The following is a 16,160-nucleotide window of genomic DNA, read 5'->3' as shown; positions in this document are numbered from 1 at the left end:
TTTCGCTAAGGGCTGCACCCACTTCCTTCAGGTCCAGTTAATCCAGAGAAACAGCCCCTGTCAAGCCCATTACATCTCAAAACGCTATGTCGCCTTCAGGGATCTCACGAAAGCAGAAAAAAGTAACTGCCTTGAACTAACCGATCACCCGCTTGAACGGCGGCAGCGCGTCGATAATGCGTTTGCCGTAGCGACGCGTCAGCAGGCGTGAATCAAGAATGATCACGCGGCCGTGGTCGTTGGAACTGCGGATCAAGCGGCCGGCAAATTGCGTGAGTGTGCGCAGCGCGTGCGGGATAGCGATCAGGTTGAAGGCGTTATGACCGCGGCTTTCCAGCCATTCGCTCAAGGTCGAGGTCTGCGGGTCGGTCGGCACCGCGAACGGCACCTGGGTGATGACCACGGTGGTGCAGGCGTCGCCTGGTAGATCCAACCCTTCGCCGAACGAGTTCAAGCCAAACAGCACCGAGCCCTCGCCGGCGGCAATGCGGCGCAGGTGTTCGGTGATCAGTTGCGACTTGTTGCCCTCGCCCTGCACCAGCACGCGGTTGCGCTGCGCCAGCGGCATCAGGTCGGCGACCTTTTCCATCTTCCAGCGCGAGGTGAACAGCACGATGCTGCCTTTGGAGGTCCAATCGAGTTCGCGCACCAGATAACGTGCCACTTCCTTCGGGTGGCCTTCGCGATCGTCTGGGGTGACCGGAAAATTGGGCACGATCAATTCGGCCTGGTTGGGCAGATCGAACGGCGAGGCCAGCGACGCCATTTCGGCGTGATCGGGCAGACCGTTGTCGATGGCGAAGGATTGAAAATCTCCGCCGCCGGTGAGCGTGGCCGAAGTCATCACCACCGAATCCACCTCGTTCCAGATCATCGTGCGCAGCATCTGCGCGGCCGACACCGGCGAGCAATGGCAGATCAGATCGCCATCGCGCGATAAGGTGATCCAACGCGCCATCGGCGGCTGGCCTTCCTTGTCTTCGCGTCGCCAACCGCTCCAGAGATTGTGTTGCTGCTCGGCCATTTCCAGCGCCATGCCGAGACTGCGCTGCAGGCGTTCGCGCGCCGAATCGTCCTGCTTGCCCTTGGCGATCGCACTGTGTGCGGCATGCACCCAGTTGAATAGCGCGCGGGTTTCTTCGCCGAGTTCTTCGATCGCTGGGCCCCACTGCGGCGGCAACTTGCCGTTGGCCGCGCGCCACAGCGGATCGCGCTCGCCGGGCTCGGGCTTCCACACGTGTTCGACTTCGGTGTGGAAGGCCTTGAGCAATTTGGAAACGCGCGCGGCGACCTCGACCGCTTCGTTGGGCAGCAGGTTGCCGAGCTTGTCCTTGTCCACGGCGCGGTACGCGGCGGCGATGAGGATCTGCAACCGGCCGGTACGCCTGGCCATTTCGTCCAATGGCAGATTGGCCGCACCCTGGTCGATCGCCACGCCGGCGATGTGATGGCCTTCGTCGAGTACCAGCAGCATGTCGGCGGGCGGGGCGATCAACGGCTGGCCGTTTTCGGCATCGCCCAGCGACAGCGACGACAGCAACAAGGCGTGGTTGGTGACCACGATCTGCGCCTCGCGCACATCGGTGCGCGCCTTGAGCACCGGGCACTGCGCGGCGTAGCTGCAGCGGCGGCCTGCACAACCGGAGGCAGGCGTGGTGATGCGCATGCGCAGCGGTACCGAGACCTGTTCGGGCGCGTCATCCAGGTCGCCGTTCCAGGTACGCGCGGCGTAGGCCTTGGCCAGACGTTTGGCCAGGTCGGCATCGACGGGACTGAGCGGGCGGTCGTAGAGCGCCTGCTCGTCTTCGAACATGGCGTTCTGGCTGGTGTCGCCTTCGAATTCAGCCGCATTCCGGGTGCACAGATAGCGCGTGCGGCCCTTGGCCAGTGCCACGGTCGCTTCCAGCCCGGTGGCCTTGAGGAAGGCCGGGATGTCGCGCTCCACCAGCTGCGATTGCAAGGCCACGGTGCCGGTGCTGATCACCAGCTTTTTCTTGGTGGCCAGGGCGATCGGCACGCCCGCAGTGAGGTAGCCCAGGCTCTTGCCGACGCCGGTGGGCGCCTCGGCAATGCCGATGCCACCGGAGGTGGCAAGTGCGCGCGAGACCAGGCCGATCATCTGGCTCTGCGCCCGCCGCGTGGCGAAGCCGGGCGTGTTGGCCTGCAGCTTGGCGTAAGCCTCGCGGATGCTGGCCTTGACCGGATCGGTCAGGCTGCGCTGGGGAGGGACGGGCGCCGACGGCGCGGCCGGTGGGGCGACTTCACTCATCGCGCTATTTTCGCACGGACCGGCGCAGCGGCTGCGACCGGCGTGCGGAACAACTGAACGCGGTTGTCTTTACCTAAGAGTGTCCATCAAAACTACTACGCAGTTTGTTAGCCACTCTAGGTACGTCGCGGCCAGGCGTAGCGCGCCCACACCACGCCGATCACCACCATCGCCAGGCCCATGACCAGCATGCCGGCGCCCACACCGGTCGGCCCGAAGCGTTCGTACAAGCTGCCGCCCCGGTTGACCGCCGCCAGGTTGTCTGGATACAGCAGCGTCCACATGCCTTGGCCACTGCTGACCAGGCCGACCACGGTCAGCCCCAGGGCCTTGATCGGAATCATGGCCGCTCGCTGGCTGCGGGCGGTGAGCGTTGCAGGCTGAGCGCCAGCGTCCACACCAGCACGCCGATGCCCACGGCCTGCACGGCCATCAGGACGAAGTGTGCGACACCGACCACCATGCTGATCTGGCGCACATTGCCTTGTTGCAGCAACAGCATCGGAATGGCCTGAAAGGCGACTTCGGCCAGCAAACAGCCCAGCAGCACCCACAGCGCGGCCAGCCCGGCGCGCCGCAGCGACCCGCGTTGGGCACGCCACAGCAGCACCAGCCCCAACAGCAAAGCGATCAACAGCGGCACGCGCGACAGCAGACTGGTGACCAGGGTCAGCAGGATGTCGGTGGTGGTCACGCTGCCCACCTCAGTCGGCGCTGATCAGGACGGCCTCGCGCGCGCGTAGCGCGGCGTAGACCGGGTTGGTGTCCGGGCGCACGCCGTGCCACAGCGCAAAACTCTCGGCAGCCTGTTCCACCAGCATGCCCAGGCCGTCGATGGCATAGCGGCATTGCGCCGCACGTGCCCAGGCCAGGAACGCGATGGCCGTTTCGCCATAGTTGAGATCGACCGCTGCGGTGAGGCTATTGACCAGACCCAGCGGCAGCGAGAACGCACCGGCATCGCGATCGCGCCCGGCGGCCGTGGCATTGACGATCAGCTCGAAATCGCCCAGATCGCGCAGATCTTCGATGTAGCGCGACATCACCCGCGCCGGTTCGCCCAATGCATCGCACAGCGCATCGGCGCGCTCGGGGGAGCGATTGACCACCACCATTTCGGTGATGCCAGCTTCCAGCAATGCCGGCGCCACGCCGCGTGCAGCGCCACCGGCGCCCAGCAGCAGCACGCGGCGACCACGCAGATCCAGCCCGTGGCGGTCGGTGAGATCGCGCACCAGGCCGGCGCCGTCGGTGTTGTCGCCCTGCCACTGGCTGTCGTTGCGCACCAGCGTGTTGACCGCGCCAGCCAGCCGCGCGCGGTCGCTCAGGCTGGCCGACAACGCACAGGCGGCCTCTTTCAGCGGCAGCGTGACGTTGGCGCCCTTGCCGCCTGCCTCGGCGAAGCGCTCCAGCGCGGCGGTGAACTCCTCCGGCGGCGCGTCGATGGCGGTGTAGTCCAGCGCGATGCCGGTCTGCTTCCCGAAGTCGGCATGGATGGCCGGCGACAGCGAATGGGCGACGGGGTGACCGAACACGGCATAACGGGATACGGGCATGAAACGTTCTCTGGTTGACTAGACTGTGCGCGACTTTAGGCAGGAACACCGCATGCAATACCGATGGACGCTGCTCGCGCTGGCGGCAAGTTTACTCTTCGTCCCGGCTGCGTCGGGGCTTGCCGAGTTCGGCATCGAAGGCATGGGCGTGGTCTCCACGCCGGCCAACGAAGCACACGCCACGTTGAGCCCGGACGGCCAGCGCATCGTCTGGGCCAGCGACCGCGCCGGGGGTGCCGGCGGCTGGGATCTGTGGCAGGCCCAACTGAGCGGCGGGCGTTGGCAGAACGCGCAGCCGCTGCCGATCAACAGCACGCATGACGAGACCTCGCCATTGTTCAGTGCCGATGGCCGCTGGCTGCTGTTCGCCTCCACCCGGCCCGGCGGTGCTGGCGGCGCCGACCTGTATCGCGCGCCGGTGGATGCGCAGGGCGGGATCGGTGCGGTGCAATCGCTGGGCGCAGCGATCAACAGCCGCGGCAACGAGCGCTCCCCGACCCTGTCGCTGGACGGCACGCGATTGCTGTTCGCCAGCGATGGGCACGGCGGTGCCGGCGGCATGGACGTGTTCGTGGCACGTTGGGACGGGCAGGCCTTCGTTGCACCGGTGCCGTTGAGCGACATCAACAGCGCTGCCGATGAGCTGGATGCGGCCTGGCTCGGCGATGGGCGCGGGCTGGTGTGGGCGCGCGGGCAGACAGATGGGCCCAGCCAGTTATTGCTGGCGACGTGCGAGAACGGGCATTACGGCGCGGGCCAGGCGTTGCCGCTGTCGTTCAACGGGCCGCAGGAACGCACTTTCGGGGCGGTGGTGGATGCGGCCAAGCCGGGCGAGTTGCTGGTGACGGGCAGCGCGCGTGCACCGCGCGCGGGGCAACTGGATATCTACCGGATGAAGGCGCCGGCGGTGGATGGGGATGCCAGTTGCCGTTGAGGGTGAGTGGATGCGCGAAATCAGACTGAGAGCGGCTGACAAAACTTACGTCACGCCGGTCCGTTGCAGGGTAGCTGAGCTGCGGCTTTGCCACGGATTTGCGGCAGTGTCCTTGCCGGCCTGGCATCGCTGGGCACACCGCAAGTAAGGAGTGTTTAGACAATGCAGATGGATCATTTGTAGAGCCAATGATCTTCGACTTGGCTGCAGGGTCCTTGCCCGCTCACCGTCGCGGGACACGCCGCAAGTACGTCCGTGTAGGCTCTTACGCGGCATCCATGCCGCGTAAGGTCCCGCGACGGTGGGCAGGCAAGGACCAGTCGAGATAGTCGGTACGCATGGTTGCAAGCAAGGCATGGTGTGTTGTTTGGATAACGCTGCGGCCGATTAACTTCGCAACGCAAAACACAACGCGATCAACAGGTAGGCCTTCATCAAACTACCGACCAACTCTCTGGTGCGGTGTCCTCACCGATTGCGGGACCGTGTGGCGGCATGGATGCCGCCACCGAGCCTACACGGACGTACTTGCGGCGTGTCCCGCGAGCGGTGAGGGCATCGCGCCCTCGACTCACTAGCTTCTGACTGTATTAAATAAAATTCGGCTAGGGCTGCGATGCAGTGGTCATGACCGCGCTCAATACACATCGCGCCGATAACGCCCCGCTGCGGTCAACGACTCCAATCGCGTCTCGCCCAGGATCTCGCGCAGTGCAGCATCGACTTCGCGCGCCATGCTGTCCAGGCTGCCGCAGACGTACATCACCGCACCGCGATCGATCCAGTGGCGTAGTGCATCGCCGGCTTCGCGCAGTTGATGCTGCACATAGCGCTTGTGCGCCTGGTCGCGCGAGAACACCCAATCCAGTTGCTGCAGATGACCACTGCGCTGCCAGGCCTGCAGTTCGTCGGCAAACAGCCGGTCGTGCGCGGCATGACGTTCGCCGAACAGCAACCAATGCCCGTGCACCCCGGCCAGTTCGGCTTCACGCAACAAGCCGCGCAAGCCGGCGATGCCGGTGCCGTTACCGATCAACACCATCGGCGCGTGTTCGACACGATGAAAACCGGGATTGGTGCGCAGACGCGCACGCACTGGCGCGCCCACAGGCGCATGGCAGATCAACCAACCCGAGCCCAGACCGGGACTGCCATCGGCGCAGGTGGTCAGGCGCACGACGGCAGTCGCGCTGCCATCGGCCGGCACGCTGGCCAGTGAGTAATCGCGGGTGGGTAGCCAGGCGCAGGCATCCAGCCATGTTTGTGGATCGGGCGTGGAGGCCGGCGGCGTTGCTGGCGGTTCCGGCAACACGCGCTCGGTAGCGGCTTGCTGCAGCGGCAGCAGCTGCGCGTGCACATGCACCAGCGCGTCGAGCTGCAGCCCCCACGCAGCCAGACAGGTGCGTACCTGCACGTCGGCATGCGCGGGCTGCACTTCGAGGATGTCGCCAGCCTGCCAGTGCGCATCGGCCGGCGGATGCAGATCGATGCGCCAGATCGGCGCGCCTTCGCTGCCCGGGTTGAGGTGGGTGCGCGATGACAGTGTCCAGTGCATCAGCGTCGGGCGCGTCAATGGGACGGCGGCAACCGGTGCGCCGGCGATCTGCCCCAATTGCGCATGCCACTGCGCCAGGGCCTGCGGATCGGCGTTGTCCATTTCCACTGCGGGGAACAACGGCTGCGCGCCCTGCGTGTTCAACCACTGCTCGATGCGCCGCGAAAACCCGCAGAACTGCGCGTATTGCCGGTCGCCCAGCGCAAGCACCGCATACGCCAGCTGCGGCAACGCCAGCCGCTGACGCAGCAACTCACGCTCGAAGCCGCGCGCCGCGTCCGGCGGCTCGCCGTCGCCGAAGGTACTGACCACAAACAACGCATGCCGGGTGCCTTGCAGGTGCTGCGCGTCCAGCTGCGCCAGCGAGCGCACCTGCACCGGCAGACCGGCGGCCTGCAAATGCCCGGCCGCCTGCCAGGCAAGGCGCTCGGCGAATCCGCTCTGACTGGCGAATCCGATCAACCACGGCTCGGCCTGCGAGGCCGCCGGTGCACTGTGCAATACAACGCGCGCGGCGCGCAGTTCGCGCTTCTTGCGGCGGCGGTCCAGGTACAGCATCCAGCCGGTGACGAAGAACACCGACATGCCGACACTGGCCAGCATCACCACGATGCGGCCCGGCAGACCGAAGAAACTGCCCGAATGCAGCGGGAACATGCTGACCAGCAACTGCTGCCCGTACGGCAGCAATGCGTAGTCCTGGCGTTTGAGCAGCGTGCCGCTGGCCGGATCGATTTCCAGATTGTCGTAAGCACGATCGTGGTCGGGATTGTCGGGCAGGAATCGCGCGCTCAGCGGTTGCCCGACACGAGGAGGAATACGCAGATCCAGCGCAGAAATACGCGTGGCCGGAATGGAATCCAGAGTGCGCTGCACGGCTGCGAAATCCACCGTCGCCGGCCGATGATCGCGCCCGTCGCCGCGCATCGCCGGCTCGGTGCCGAGCAAGGCCACCATGCCATCGCGATACCAGGTGTAGGACCAGGTCAGCCCGGTCAGCGCAACCAGCAGATACACCAACAGACACCAGGTGCCGAACACCGCGTGCAGGCTCCACAGAAAACTGCGCCCCTGCCGCCGCCATTCCACCGCCCACCAGGTGCGCAGACTCCACCAACGTCGCGGCCAACGCAGATACAGGCCCGATGCGCAGAAGAACAGCAGGATCAAGGTGCTTGCACCGGTCACTGCCTGGCCGCGCTTGCCGGCAGTCAGATGGCGATGCAGATCTTCGATAAATGCAAACGCACCACTCAACCGCGGAGCGGCGACCTGTTCGCCGGTATACGGATCGAAATACACCCGCCCGCCCCCTTTGCCGGCCAGGCGTGCGGTGGACGGACGCGCGCCGGTGGGGTCGATCAGCATGCGCGTGACCGCCTGCTGCTGGTCCAGATCGAGCTTGCGCAGCAATGCATCGATCGGCAACGGTCGCTCACCTGCCGCATGCCGCTCGGCCAACTGCGCGATGGCCGGATTGGCCAACCGCACGATCTCGTTTTCGAAGGACATCAACGCGCCGGTCAACCCCATCACCGACAGCACCAGCCCGGCGGTGATGCCGAGCAACCAGTGCAGTTGGAACAGAACGGTCTTGAGCACGCGCGAGCAGCCTGGAGCAGTAGGCTCGCCATTGTAGATGAGAATCGTTATCGCAGTTTGGCGCGCGGCTGGCGGTGCCACGGCATTCGAATGCCGGCACGCCACGCTTGATTACTGCTCGATCACCACCGTCATCCGCGTGCGTGCTGGCTGCACGGGAATCAGCCCTCGCGCAACCAACGCGCCACTTGCGGCGCGAAATAGGTCAGCACGCCATCGGCGCCGGCGCGCTTGAAGGCCATCAACGCTTCCAGCACGCAGCGGCGCTCGTCCAGCCAGCCATTGGCGGCGGCGGCCTTGAGCATCGCGTACTCGCCGCTGACCTGATACGCGAAGGTCGGCACACGGAACTCTTCTTTGACCCGCCGCACCACATCCAGATACGGCATGCCCGGCTTGACCATCACCATGTCCGCGCCTTCTTCCAGATCCAGCGCGATCTCGCGCATCGCCTCGTCGCTGTTGGCAGGGTCCATCTGATAGGTGGTCTTGTCGGCCTTGCCCAGATTGCCGGCGCTGCCCACCGCATCGCGGAACGGGCCGTAGAACGCCGAGGCGTACTTGGCCGAATACGCCATGATGCGCACGTTGAGATGGTCCTGCGCATCGAGCGCGCGGCGGATCGCACCGATGCGCCCGTCCATCATGTCCGACGGCGAAATGATGTCCACACCCGCTTCGGCATGCGACAGCGATTGCCTGACCAGTGCCTCGACGGTGATCTCGTTGAGCACATAGCCCTTGTGATCGATAATGCCGTCCTGGCCGTGCGTGGTGTACGGATCCAGCGCCACGTCGGTCATGATGCCCAGCTCGGGGAAACGCGCTTTCAGCGCACGCACCGCACGCTGCGCCAGGCCGTCCGGGTTCCAGGCTTCGGCCGCGTCCAGGCTCTTGCCGGCCGGGTCGATCACCGGGAACAGATCGATCACCGGGATGCCCAGTTCCAGCGCGTTTTCCGCCTCGTGCAGCAATTCGTCCAGCGACAGGCGCTCCACGCCCGGCATCGAGGCGATCGGCGCGCGGCCGGATAACTCGTGCACGAACACCGGCCAGATCAAATCGTCGGTGGTCAGCGTGTTTTCGCGCATCAACCGACGCGAAAACGCGTCATGGCGCATGCGGCGGGGACGGTAGTGAGGATGGGCCATCGTGGGCTCCTGTCAGCAGCCGGCAAGTTTACGCCCGCCATCTGTCGCTGGACGTGCTGCGACGCTGTGTCGCAGCACTGCAACGGGTCAGATCACCCCACCGCCCAGGCCCAGGCGGATCACCCCGACCACGATCACCACGGCATTGAGCAGCAAGCCGGTCTTGGCACGCCCGCGGTTGCCGGCCGAGGTAAACAGCAGCGCGATCGCCGCGATCAGCGCGCCCACCGCCGCAAACGGAATCAGGAACCAGTTGCCCCAACCCAACAGGGGGATAAAGGCCAGAACCATCCACAGCAGCGCCACAATGCCCCACAGCAGGCTGATCAATCCCACGTGTCACCTCGTCATTCATAGAAGGCCTGAGCTTAGCGCCGCGCCCGCCGAGACGCAGTGGGCAGGTGGTCACCCTGACCAATGGCGGCTTGGCGGCAGCCTCACATGGGCATGGCTAGGGTGCGGCAAAGTCCGGCGCGATTCAGTCCGGGCGCCGGATCATCGCTGTCACTGTCGTTCAACAGGGGGCTTCACCATGAACAAGCATGTCGTCATCGCCGCTGGGCTCGCCATGCTCCTGGCCGGCTGCGCCAGCAGCTCCAAGGTCATGCTGGGCCAGGCGCGTGCGCCGATCGACCCGGCGCAGGTCCAGGTGTACTCCAACGCCCCGGTCGGCTCGGTGGAGATTGCCCAGCTCGAATCCACCAGCGCGGCCGGCTTCGGCACCCAGGGCCAGACCGATGCCGCCGTCATGCGGCTCAAGCGCGAAGCCGCCAAGCTCGGCGCCAACGGCGTGGTCATTGTGGGCGTAGGCTCGGAACGCTCCGGCGGCGGCCTGTCGGTGGGCGGCGGCAGCTACGGCGGCCGCGTCGGCGGCGGGCTGGGGATCGGGATCCCGACTACGCAGAAACGCGCGGCTGGTATGGCGATCTGGGTGCCTGCGGGTGCAGCAGATGCAACGCGGTCACAGGGGCAGGGGCAGGGGCAGTAATAGACACGTCTCCATCGTCGAAATATCTTGATCGTGGAGAGGCACTAATTCAGCCATCCACGATGGAGCTTGTTGTTAGCAGGACTAGCACTAACGCATTGTCAAGTGCAATGTTGTGCCGCGCCCATGCCTGATGAAACCCCAAACCGGATACAGTATTCTTACTGAACAAAGCGGTTTGCATCAGTCACGCGCTAGGTTACAGACAAATCGATGCGCTAAGACGCCCAAGAGCGCGCATTGCGATTCATCGTTTTCTATCGAACGCCTTACTGACCTCCTCAACATAAGGATTAGTGATGAAGAACTTGATATGGATATTGGCGTTATTTTTTATTGGACAGGCTGAAGTTCAAGCCAAGGGCACTTACCAACCCCTCGTATGCCGCGACAACGATCCTTTTGTGTTCTGTACGCAAGGCTGCAAAGATAACGATAAAAATTGGCTACCTATCGATCCCATCAGCGGGTCGTGGGTAGCGGCTCCTGGCTATTGCCTTGTACCGAGCCTGTCGCCCTGCTGCGCGGGCCCGGTCTGTCTTCAGGCATGGACACCGACAGCGATTGCCGCTCTCGCCCAATACCAGTCCATTTGCCCAGATGCTAGTAAGCAAGGTAAGTGGACAGGCCAAAAGCGGCCTGAAAACGTTCCGTTCAACCATTAAGCTCCTCAACCGCGTTTACTGCCGAGGGTGTCGACAATGCACGTCGGATCTACCTTTGCTGCACTGAAGATCTGCCAGGCGTTGTATCAGGCCTACTTCTACTAGTTAGAGAGCAGATCACGATTGTTCAATTTCGAATTGAGCTGCATCGAGTGGATGCAGCTTCCAGAATAACCACGTCGGATCATCGCCCTGGCGCGCTGCGGAAGCCGCGCCCTTAGCCTAGCATTTGAACGGCCGGCAAATCCCAGTCAACCAGCGCTCCTACAATGACTTCCGCTGCGCCGGAACAAACTGCGTTTCCACTGCCTTGGCCAGCTGATCCGGCGGCAGCAGGCCTTGGTCGAGCAGGAAGTTGTTGAAGGCCAGGCGGTCGAACTTCTTGCCTAGTGCCAATTCGGTGCGCATACGCAGCTCGAGGATGCGGGTGTAGCCGTAGAAGTAGCTGCCGGCCTGGCCGGGGGCGCGGACGGTGTAGCGGTCCAGTTCCTGGCGGGTCATGGCGGGCGAGAGGCCGACATCGTCTTCGAGCACCTGGCGGGCGCGTTCGCGGTCGATCAGGCCGAGGTTGAGCATCGGGTCGAGCATGGCGCGGGCAGCGCGCAGCAGGCGGAACTGCAGGGCGATCAGCTGGCCGTCGAGCGGTTCGTACGGGACCATTTCGGCTTCGGCATACAGCGCCCAGCCTTCGACGTTGACCGAGTTGAACGCGAACATGCTGCGCGCCAGCGAGACGCCGCGTTCGACCATGGCGGTGAACTGCAGTTCGTGGCCGGGGCGGCCCTCGTGCGCGCTGAGCGTCCAGGCGGCCGAGCCGAAGTTGAAGTCGTCGTACTGCTCCTTCTTGGCGCCATCGGCGGTCGGGTTGCCCAGCGGCAGCACGAACTGGCCCTGCTGGCCGGTGTTGCCGATCAGCGGTGCGGGCAGGAAGTGCGGTGCCGGTTGTGCGGCGCTTTCGGCGGCGCTGCCCAGGCGCATCTGCATGGGGCGCTTGGGCACATCGACGATGCGCTGCTGACGGATGATCGGGTCGATCTGGTCGATCACGCCGCGGTAGTGGGTTTCCAGCTGGTCATCGGCGATGGTGTTGCCCTTGAGCGCGCGGATCACCTGCACGTAATCGCTGCCCTGCACGCCCTTGGCCTTGGCCACCAGCGGGGCGAGCTGTTGCATGACCGAGCGGGTTTCCATGAATTCCAGCTGCGCGCGCTGGATCAACTGCTGCGGGGCGATATCGATGCCCACCTGCTTGAGCTGGAACGCGTACAGCGGCTCGGGCAGGCGGGTGTCCTTGCGCGTCTTGGGAAGCACCGTGGTGCGGGTCCAGTTGGCGTAGTCCTTCAACTGGGTGGACATCGCCTTGAGCGCTTCGTCGGCGCCGGCGATCTTGTACTTGGCGAACAACTCGCCGATGCCGGCGACGTAGGTGTCCACGTTCGCCAGTGCCTGCTCCACTTCGCGTTCGGTTGGCTGCAACAAGGCCTTATTGCCGAGCTGTTCTTCGTAACGCTGGCGGGCCAGCGTGGTGGTGGGCGTGCTGCCCGGCACCAGGCCGACGTAACGCTTGAGCCGGTCCAGCGCCTTTGCGCGGCGCTCGGGCACGGTCTGGTCGGACAACAACCCGTTGAGGCCACTGAAGACCAGCTGCGGCGCATCGTTCCACGGCAACAGGTAGCGCTCGTTGAGTTCGCTGCCCTCGATGTTCTGTTCGGCCGCGCCGATCATGATCTGCAGATCCTGACGCACGTTGGCATCGCGCTCGGTCGCCAGCTTGGCCTGCAACGCGGCGCGCGCCTTGCTCATCGCATCGCGATAGCGCGCTGCATTGCCTGGGCCCAGGTCGATGACCTGGTCGTCGTAGCCGGGCACACCGAAGAAGCTGGCGTATTCGGGCTGAAACGGGGCCTGCGCAGTGAGCAGGATCTGTGCGTAGCCGTTGCTGGTCTGTACCCAGGCCGGCGTCGGGCGTTGGGCCGGCGCGGCCTTGGTCGTCTGGCTCTGGGCCGGGGCTTGGGACACCGGCAACGCGGTGCCCAGAACGAGCGCGACAGCAACGACAAGTGGTTTCATGGAAAGGCATCTGCAAGGAGAAGTAGCGCGACCCTACCCATCTGCGGCGGTGGCGGCAATGCGTCTTAGGTCATGGCTGGCAAGGCGGCGGTTGCGCAGCGGGCAACAGACTGATCGGATCGGCCTGTGCGCTGGCGAATGTCAACGTCTGGTACGTCCAGCGGCCGTGCCTGCGTGTGGCGTCCACTTGCACACTGCCCTGCCCGCGCGGCCCGTGCAGGCCAACACTGAAATGCGCTTCCCCTAGTGGACCGACGTAGCTGACGCTGCCGTCGGGCAGAAAAGCCTCGTCGATCGGCGTGCCCAGCGCTTGCATCACCCGTGTATCGGAGCGCGCGATGTGCAGCGCACCGCTGTACACATCGCTGGACTTCACCGCCCCGGTGATCACGTAGACCAGCGCGCCGACCACCAGCGCCAACACCACAAACAGCGCCAGCCCGATGCCGGGCACGATCCATTTCCAGTGGCGGCTCCAGAACTCGGGTGCTCGCACGCCGCGTTGCGGTGACCCTGGAATCGGTGGCGGGAGTGACATGGCAGGTCCTTTGCAGTGCGGTGAGCAACGGTTGAGGGGGGCAGCTGGCCGCAACCACGCGTGCCTGTCAGTTGCACAAGAATGCCGACCCAGCACCGCTGGCGGAAGAACGGCAGACGTTGCGCCGACGCGGTGGCGCTTGTGTGTGATGGCCGCAGGTGTAGCGCACCGCATCGATCACGATGAACACCAAGGCCTCAGTGAGCTGCGACAACCGCGCAGCCAGCCGATGTCTGGATTAGGGCATCAAGCAACGCTGGATAAAGGCCTCTGCGGTCTTGTAACGATGCAACGCTGTAGCGCCTGACAGGCCGTGCTTGGCGCCGGGATAGGTCATCAGTTCGAAGGCGGTTCCGCGCTGCTGGATGTCGCTCATCAGCGCGGTGGAATTGGTGAACAGCACGTTGTCGTCGGCCATGCCGTGGATCAGCAGCAGCTTGGCGCGCAGGCCGTCCAGATGAGTAGCGATGCGTGCGTCGCGGTAGCCGTCGACATTGCCGGCCGGCAGGTCCATGTAACGCTCGGTGTAATGCGTGTCGTACAGCCCCCAATCGGTGACCGGTGCGCCGGCCACGCCGCAGGCATACGCATCGCTGTGTTTGGCGAGCAGCATCAAGGTCATGTAGCCGCCGTTGGACCAGCCTTGCACGCCGATGCGTGTGGGATCGACCCAGCGCTGCGCCTTGAGCCAGGCCACACCCTGCAGTTGGTCGTCCACTTCGACAGTGCCCTGCTTGCCGTACAGCGCGCCGCCAAAGTCGCGGCCGCGCCGCGGGGTGCCGCGGTTGTCCAGCGAGAACACCACATAGCCGCGCTGGGCCAGGTATTGATCGAACAGCGCATCGCCACGGCTCGGCCAGGCATCGAGCACGGTTTGCGCGGCGGGGCCGCCATACACGTACACCATCACCGGATAGCGCTTGGCCGGGTCGAAGTTGTCCGGCTTGATCAGGCGATACTGCAGCGGAGTCTTGCCATCGGCAGCGGTGAGCGTGCCGAATTCCACCGGGCGCTGCGCGTCGCGGTACTTGGCGTAAGGGTGCTGCGGATCGGCCAGATCGTTCTTGAGCAGCGTGGCAATTTTTTCGCCATTGGCGCGGAACAGCTCGATCTGCGGCGGCGTGCTGGTGTTGGACCAGCTATCGACATAGACGCTGGCATTGCTGGCGAAACTGGCTACATGCGTGCCGTTGGTTTTTGAACGTTTTTCGATCGCACCGCCGGCCAGCGGCACGGCGTAGATGTGGGTCTGGGTCGGCGATTCCTTGCTTGCGGAAAAGTACACCGTGCCGGCGTGCTCATCGACGGCAAGCAGTGCATCGACCACCCAGGCGCCGGAAGTCAGCGGAGTCAGCGTGCGGCCATCCTCGGAGGCAACGTAGAGATGCTCGTAACCGCTGCGCTCGGAGTTCCAGACAAAGCGGCCGTCCTTGAGAAAACGCAGGTCGTTGTTGAGCGGCACCCAGGTTGGCGAGGTCTCGGTGATGAGCACGCGCTGTTTGCCGCTGGCCAGCGTGGTTTCGATCAACTCGAGGGTTTTCTGATCGCGCGATTGGCGTTGGAAGGTCAGCCGTTGCGCATCGCGCCAGTCCACGCGGGCGAGATAGATATCGGGGTTGTTGCCCAGATCGATCCAGCGTGGCGTCGCACTGGCACGCGGTGCGATGACGCCCAGTTGCACAACCACATTCGGCTGACCGGCCTGCGGATAGCGCTGTTCGATCACCTCGGTGTGGTCGGCATAGACTTCCGGGCGTTTCTGCACCGGCACGCCGGATTCGTCGATACGCGCGAAAGCAATCGCCGAATCGTCCGGCGCCCACCAATAGCCGGTGTGGCGATCCATTTCTTCGTCGGCGACGAACTCGGCCACGCCATTGCCGATGGTCTCGCTGCCATCGCGAGTGAGCTGCAGCTGTTTGCCGCTGGCCAGATCGATCACCCACAGATTGCGTTCACGCACGAAGCTGACAAAGCCGCCTTTGGGCGAGAGCTTGGCGTCGGTGGCGAAGCCTTCGCCGTGGGTGAGTTTGCGCACCGCCGCCGCGCCGGTCTTGCGCAGGTCGTACAAATACAACTCGCCGCCGAGCGGGAACAGCAGCGCGTGCGCGTCCGGCGCCCATTGGTAATCGACGATGCCGGCGAAGGCGGCGATGCGTTGGCGTTCGCGGCGGGCCTTTTCGACATCGCTCAAGACTTCGGTGCCGGGCAAGACGACCTTGGAATCGACCAGCAGGCGGGTCTGGCCGCTGGCGATGTCGTACTCCCACAGATCCAGCTGATTGCGGTCATTGTCCTTACCGCGCAGGAAGGTCACGCGCGAACCATCGGGGGCGACCTTGGGTTTCATCAGCGTCGGGCCGGACAGCGGCAACGGGCCGGTGATGGCGTCGAGGGTGAGTTTTTCGGCGTGGGCGGTGGTGATCGTGCTGAGCATGAGGACAAGGGCGGCGAACAGGGAACGCATCGAAGATCCTGTCTGAAGACTGCGCACAGGATGCGGGGGTACTACGGATTTGAGAAGCGCGGCGATCCTGGCGTTGGCCGCTCAGGCGTGTGCGCGTTGGGATGGATGGTGCCGGGGGTGTGCATGCATCGCGAGCTGTCTGGGGGCGGTGGGGAATGACGCGTCGCTACGCGTGGCGAGGGAGCGCAATTGGGGGTTCGCTGTCAGTCTCCGGCGACGCCGTACCCTCACCCCAACCCCCGCTCCGCGCCCCAGCCCGCGCTTGCGGCGCGGGCGCACCAACGCACGCGCGCCAGTGGCGCGCAAGCCGTGCCTTGGCGCCCCGGGGGAGAGGGGCTCGAGACGCCCCTTTGATGTGTCGCGTG

At 64.8% G+C, this 16,160-nt stretch carries 13 protein-coding genes; 3 read left to right on the top strand and 10 right to left on the bottom strand.

Annotated elements, in window-relative coordinates; translation table 11 throughout:
* Positions 1-136 precede the first annotated feature (136 nt).
* The 4 genes from dinG to aroE all read right to left on the bottom strand — a co-directional run bounded on the left by dinG (position 137) and on the right by aroE (position 3,825).
* Positions 137-2,269 carry an ATP-dependent DNA helicase DinG gene (gene dinG, locus NMB96_RS07815; RefSeq protein ID WP_255086622.1) on the bottom strand — a complete coding sequence of 711 codons (2,133 nt, stop codon included), beginning with the start codon at positions 2,267-2,269 and terminating at the stop codon, positions 137-139.
* Positions 2,270-2,385: 116 nt separating this feature from the next.
* Entirely contained in the window at positions 2,386-2,613 is a 228-nt protein-coding gene (locus tag NMB96_RS07810) for a hypothetical protein (RefSeq protein WP_023905565.1), read from the bottom strand.
* Positions 2,610-2,972: a hypothetical protein gene (locus NMB96_RS07805; RefSeq protein WP_255086621.1), complete on the bottom strand. Its 363-nt coding sequence runs from the start codon at positions 2,970-2,972 to the stop codon at positions 2,610-2,612. Before NMB96_RS07805 ends, NMB96_RS07810 begins: the two co-directional genes overlap by 4 nt.
* A 1-nt stretch (position 2,973) precedes the next feature.
* Entirely contained in the window at positions 2,974-3,825 is an 852-nt protein-coding gene (gene aroE / locus NMB96_RS07800; protein ID WP_255086620.1) for a shikimate dehydrogenase, read from the bottom strand.
* A gap of 52 nt (positions 3,826-3,877) precedes the next feature.
* On the opposite strand from aroE, the gene NMB96_RS07795 reads away from it, so the two are divergent.
* Positions 3,878-4,759, top strand: coding sequence for a TolB family protein (locus NMB96_RS07795; RefSeq protein ID WP_255086619.1), 882 nt, complete (start codon positions 3,878-3,880; stop codon positions 4,757-4,759).
* Positions 4,760-5,396: 637 nt separating this feature from the next.
* Here NMB96_RS07795 and NMB96_RS07790 read toward each other — a convergent pair.
* The 3 genes from NMB96_RS07790 to NMB96_RS07780 all read right to left on the bottom strand — a co-directional run bounded on the left by NMB96_RS07790 (position 5,397) and on the right by NMB96_RS07780 (position 9,397).
* Positions 5,397-7,916: a PepSY domain-containing protein gene (locus tag NMB96_RS07790; protein WP_255086618.1), complete on the bottom strand. Its 2,520-nt coding sequence runs from the start codon at positions 7,914-7,916 to the stop codon at positions 5,397-5,399.
* A 161-nt stretch (positions 7,917-8,077) separates the two neighbouring features.
* Positions 8,078-9,067 carry a porphobilinogen synthase gene (gene hemB / locus NMB96_RS07785; protein ID WP_255086617.1) on the bottom strand — a complete coding sequence of 330 codons (990 nt, stop codon included), beginning with the start codon at positions 9,065-9,067 and terminating at the stop codon, positions 8,078-8,080.
* A gap of 87 nt (positions 9,068-9,154) precedes the next feature.
* Positions 9,155-9,397: a hypothetical protein gene (locus NMB96_RS07780; protein WP_176339772.1), complete on the bottom strand. Its 243-nt coding sequence runs from the start codon at positions 9,395-9,397 to the stop codon at positions 9,155-9,157.
* Positions 9,398-9,599: 202 nt separating this feature from the next.
* Here NMB96_RS07780 and NMB96_RS07775 point away from each other — a divergent pair, with 202 nt between their 5' ends.
* Both NMB96_RS07775 and NMB96_RS07770 read left to right on the top strand, forming a co-directional pair.
* Positions 9,600-10,055 carry a hypothetical protein gene (locus NMB96_RS07775; protein WP_255086616.1) on the top strand — a complete coding sequence of 152 codons (456 nt, stop codon included), beginning with the start codon at positions 9,600-9,602 and terminating at the stop codon, positions 10,053-10,055.
* A gap of 299 nt (positions 10,056-10,354) precedes the next feature.
* Positions 10,355-10,720, top strand: coding sequence for a hypothetical protein (locus NMB96_RS07770; protein WP_233380604.1), 366 nt, complete (start codon positions 10,355-10,357; stop codon positions 10,718-10,720).
* A 264-nt stretch (positions 10,721-10,984) separates the two neighbouring features.
* Here the strand turns inward: NMB96_RS07770 and NMB96_RS07765 are convergent, their stop codons facing one another.
* From NMB96_RS07765 to NMB96_RS07755, 3 genes are all read right to left on the bottom strand, one after another.
* Complete coding sequence (locus NMB96_RS07765; RefSeq protein ID WP_255086615.1) at positions 10,985-12,790, bottom strand: DUF885 domain-containing protein; 1,806 nt, start codon at positions 12,788-12,790, stop codon at positions 10,985-10,987.
* A gap of 70 nt (positions 12,791-12,860) precedes the next feature.
* Entirely contained in the window at positions 12,861-13,328 is a 468-nt protein-coding gene (locus NMB96_RS07760; RefSeq protein ID WP_023905574.1) for a cytochrome c oxidase assembly factor Coa1 family protein, read from the bottom strand.
* Between the two features lie 238 nt (positions 13,329-13,566).
* Entirely contained in the window at positions 13,567-15,795 is a 2,229-nt protein-coding gene (locus NMB96_RS07755) for a S9 family peptidase (protein WP_255086614.1), read from the bottom strand.
* Positions 15,796-16,160 lie beyond the last annotated feature (365 nt).

It is taken from the genome of Xanthomonas hortorum (genome assembly GCF_024339125.1).
GTDB classification, from domain to species: domain Bacteria; phylum Pseudomonadota; class Gammaproteobacteria; order Xanthomonadales; family Xanthomonadaceae; genus Xanthomonas; species Xanthomonas hortorum.
This window is presented reverse-complemented; position numbering and strand designations above follow the sequence as displayed.

Bases quoted from the DNA above. Each gene is read 5' to 3' on its own strand.
- dinG (WP_255086622.1), bottom strand. From the start codon at position 2,269: ATGAGTGAAGTCGCCCCACCGGCCGCGCCGTCGGCGCCCGTCCCTCCC.
- NMB96_RS07810 (WP_023905565.1), bottom strand. From the start codon at position 2,613: ATGATTCCGATCAAGGCCCTGGGGCTGACCGTGGTCGGCCTGGTCAGC.
- aroE (WP_255086620.1), bottom strand. From the start codon at position 3,825: ATGCCCGTATCCCGTTATGCCGTGTTCGGTCACCCCGTCGCCCATTCG.
- NMB96_RS07795 (WP_255086619.1), top strand. From the start codon at position 3,878: ATGCAATACCGATGGACGCTGCTCGCGCTGGCGGCAAGTTTACTCTTC.
- hemB (WP_255086617.1), bottom strand. From the start codon at position 9,067: ATGGCCCATCCTCACTACCGTCCCCGCCGCATGCGCCATGACGCGTTT.
- NMB96_RS07775 (WP_255086616.1), top strand. From the start codon at position 9,600: ATGAACAAGCATGTCGTCATCGCCGCTGGGCTCGCCATGCTCCTGGCC.
- NMB96_RS07770 (WP_233380604.1), top strand. From the start codon at position 10,355: ATGAAGAACTTGATATGGATATTGGCGTTATTTTTTATTGGACAGGCT.
- NMB96_RS07765 (WP_255086615.1), bottom strand. From the start codon at position 12,790: ATGAAACCACTTGTCGTTGCTGTCGCGCTCGTTCTGGGCACCGCGTTG.
- NMB96_RS07760 (WP_023905574.1), bottom strand. From the start codon at position 13,328: ATGTCACTCCCGCCACCGATTCCAGGGTCACCGCAACGCGGCGTGCGA.
- NMB96_RS07755 (WP_255086614.1), bottom strand. From the start codon at position 15,795: ATGCGTTCCCTGTTCGCCGCCCTTGTCCTCATGCTCAGCACGATCACC.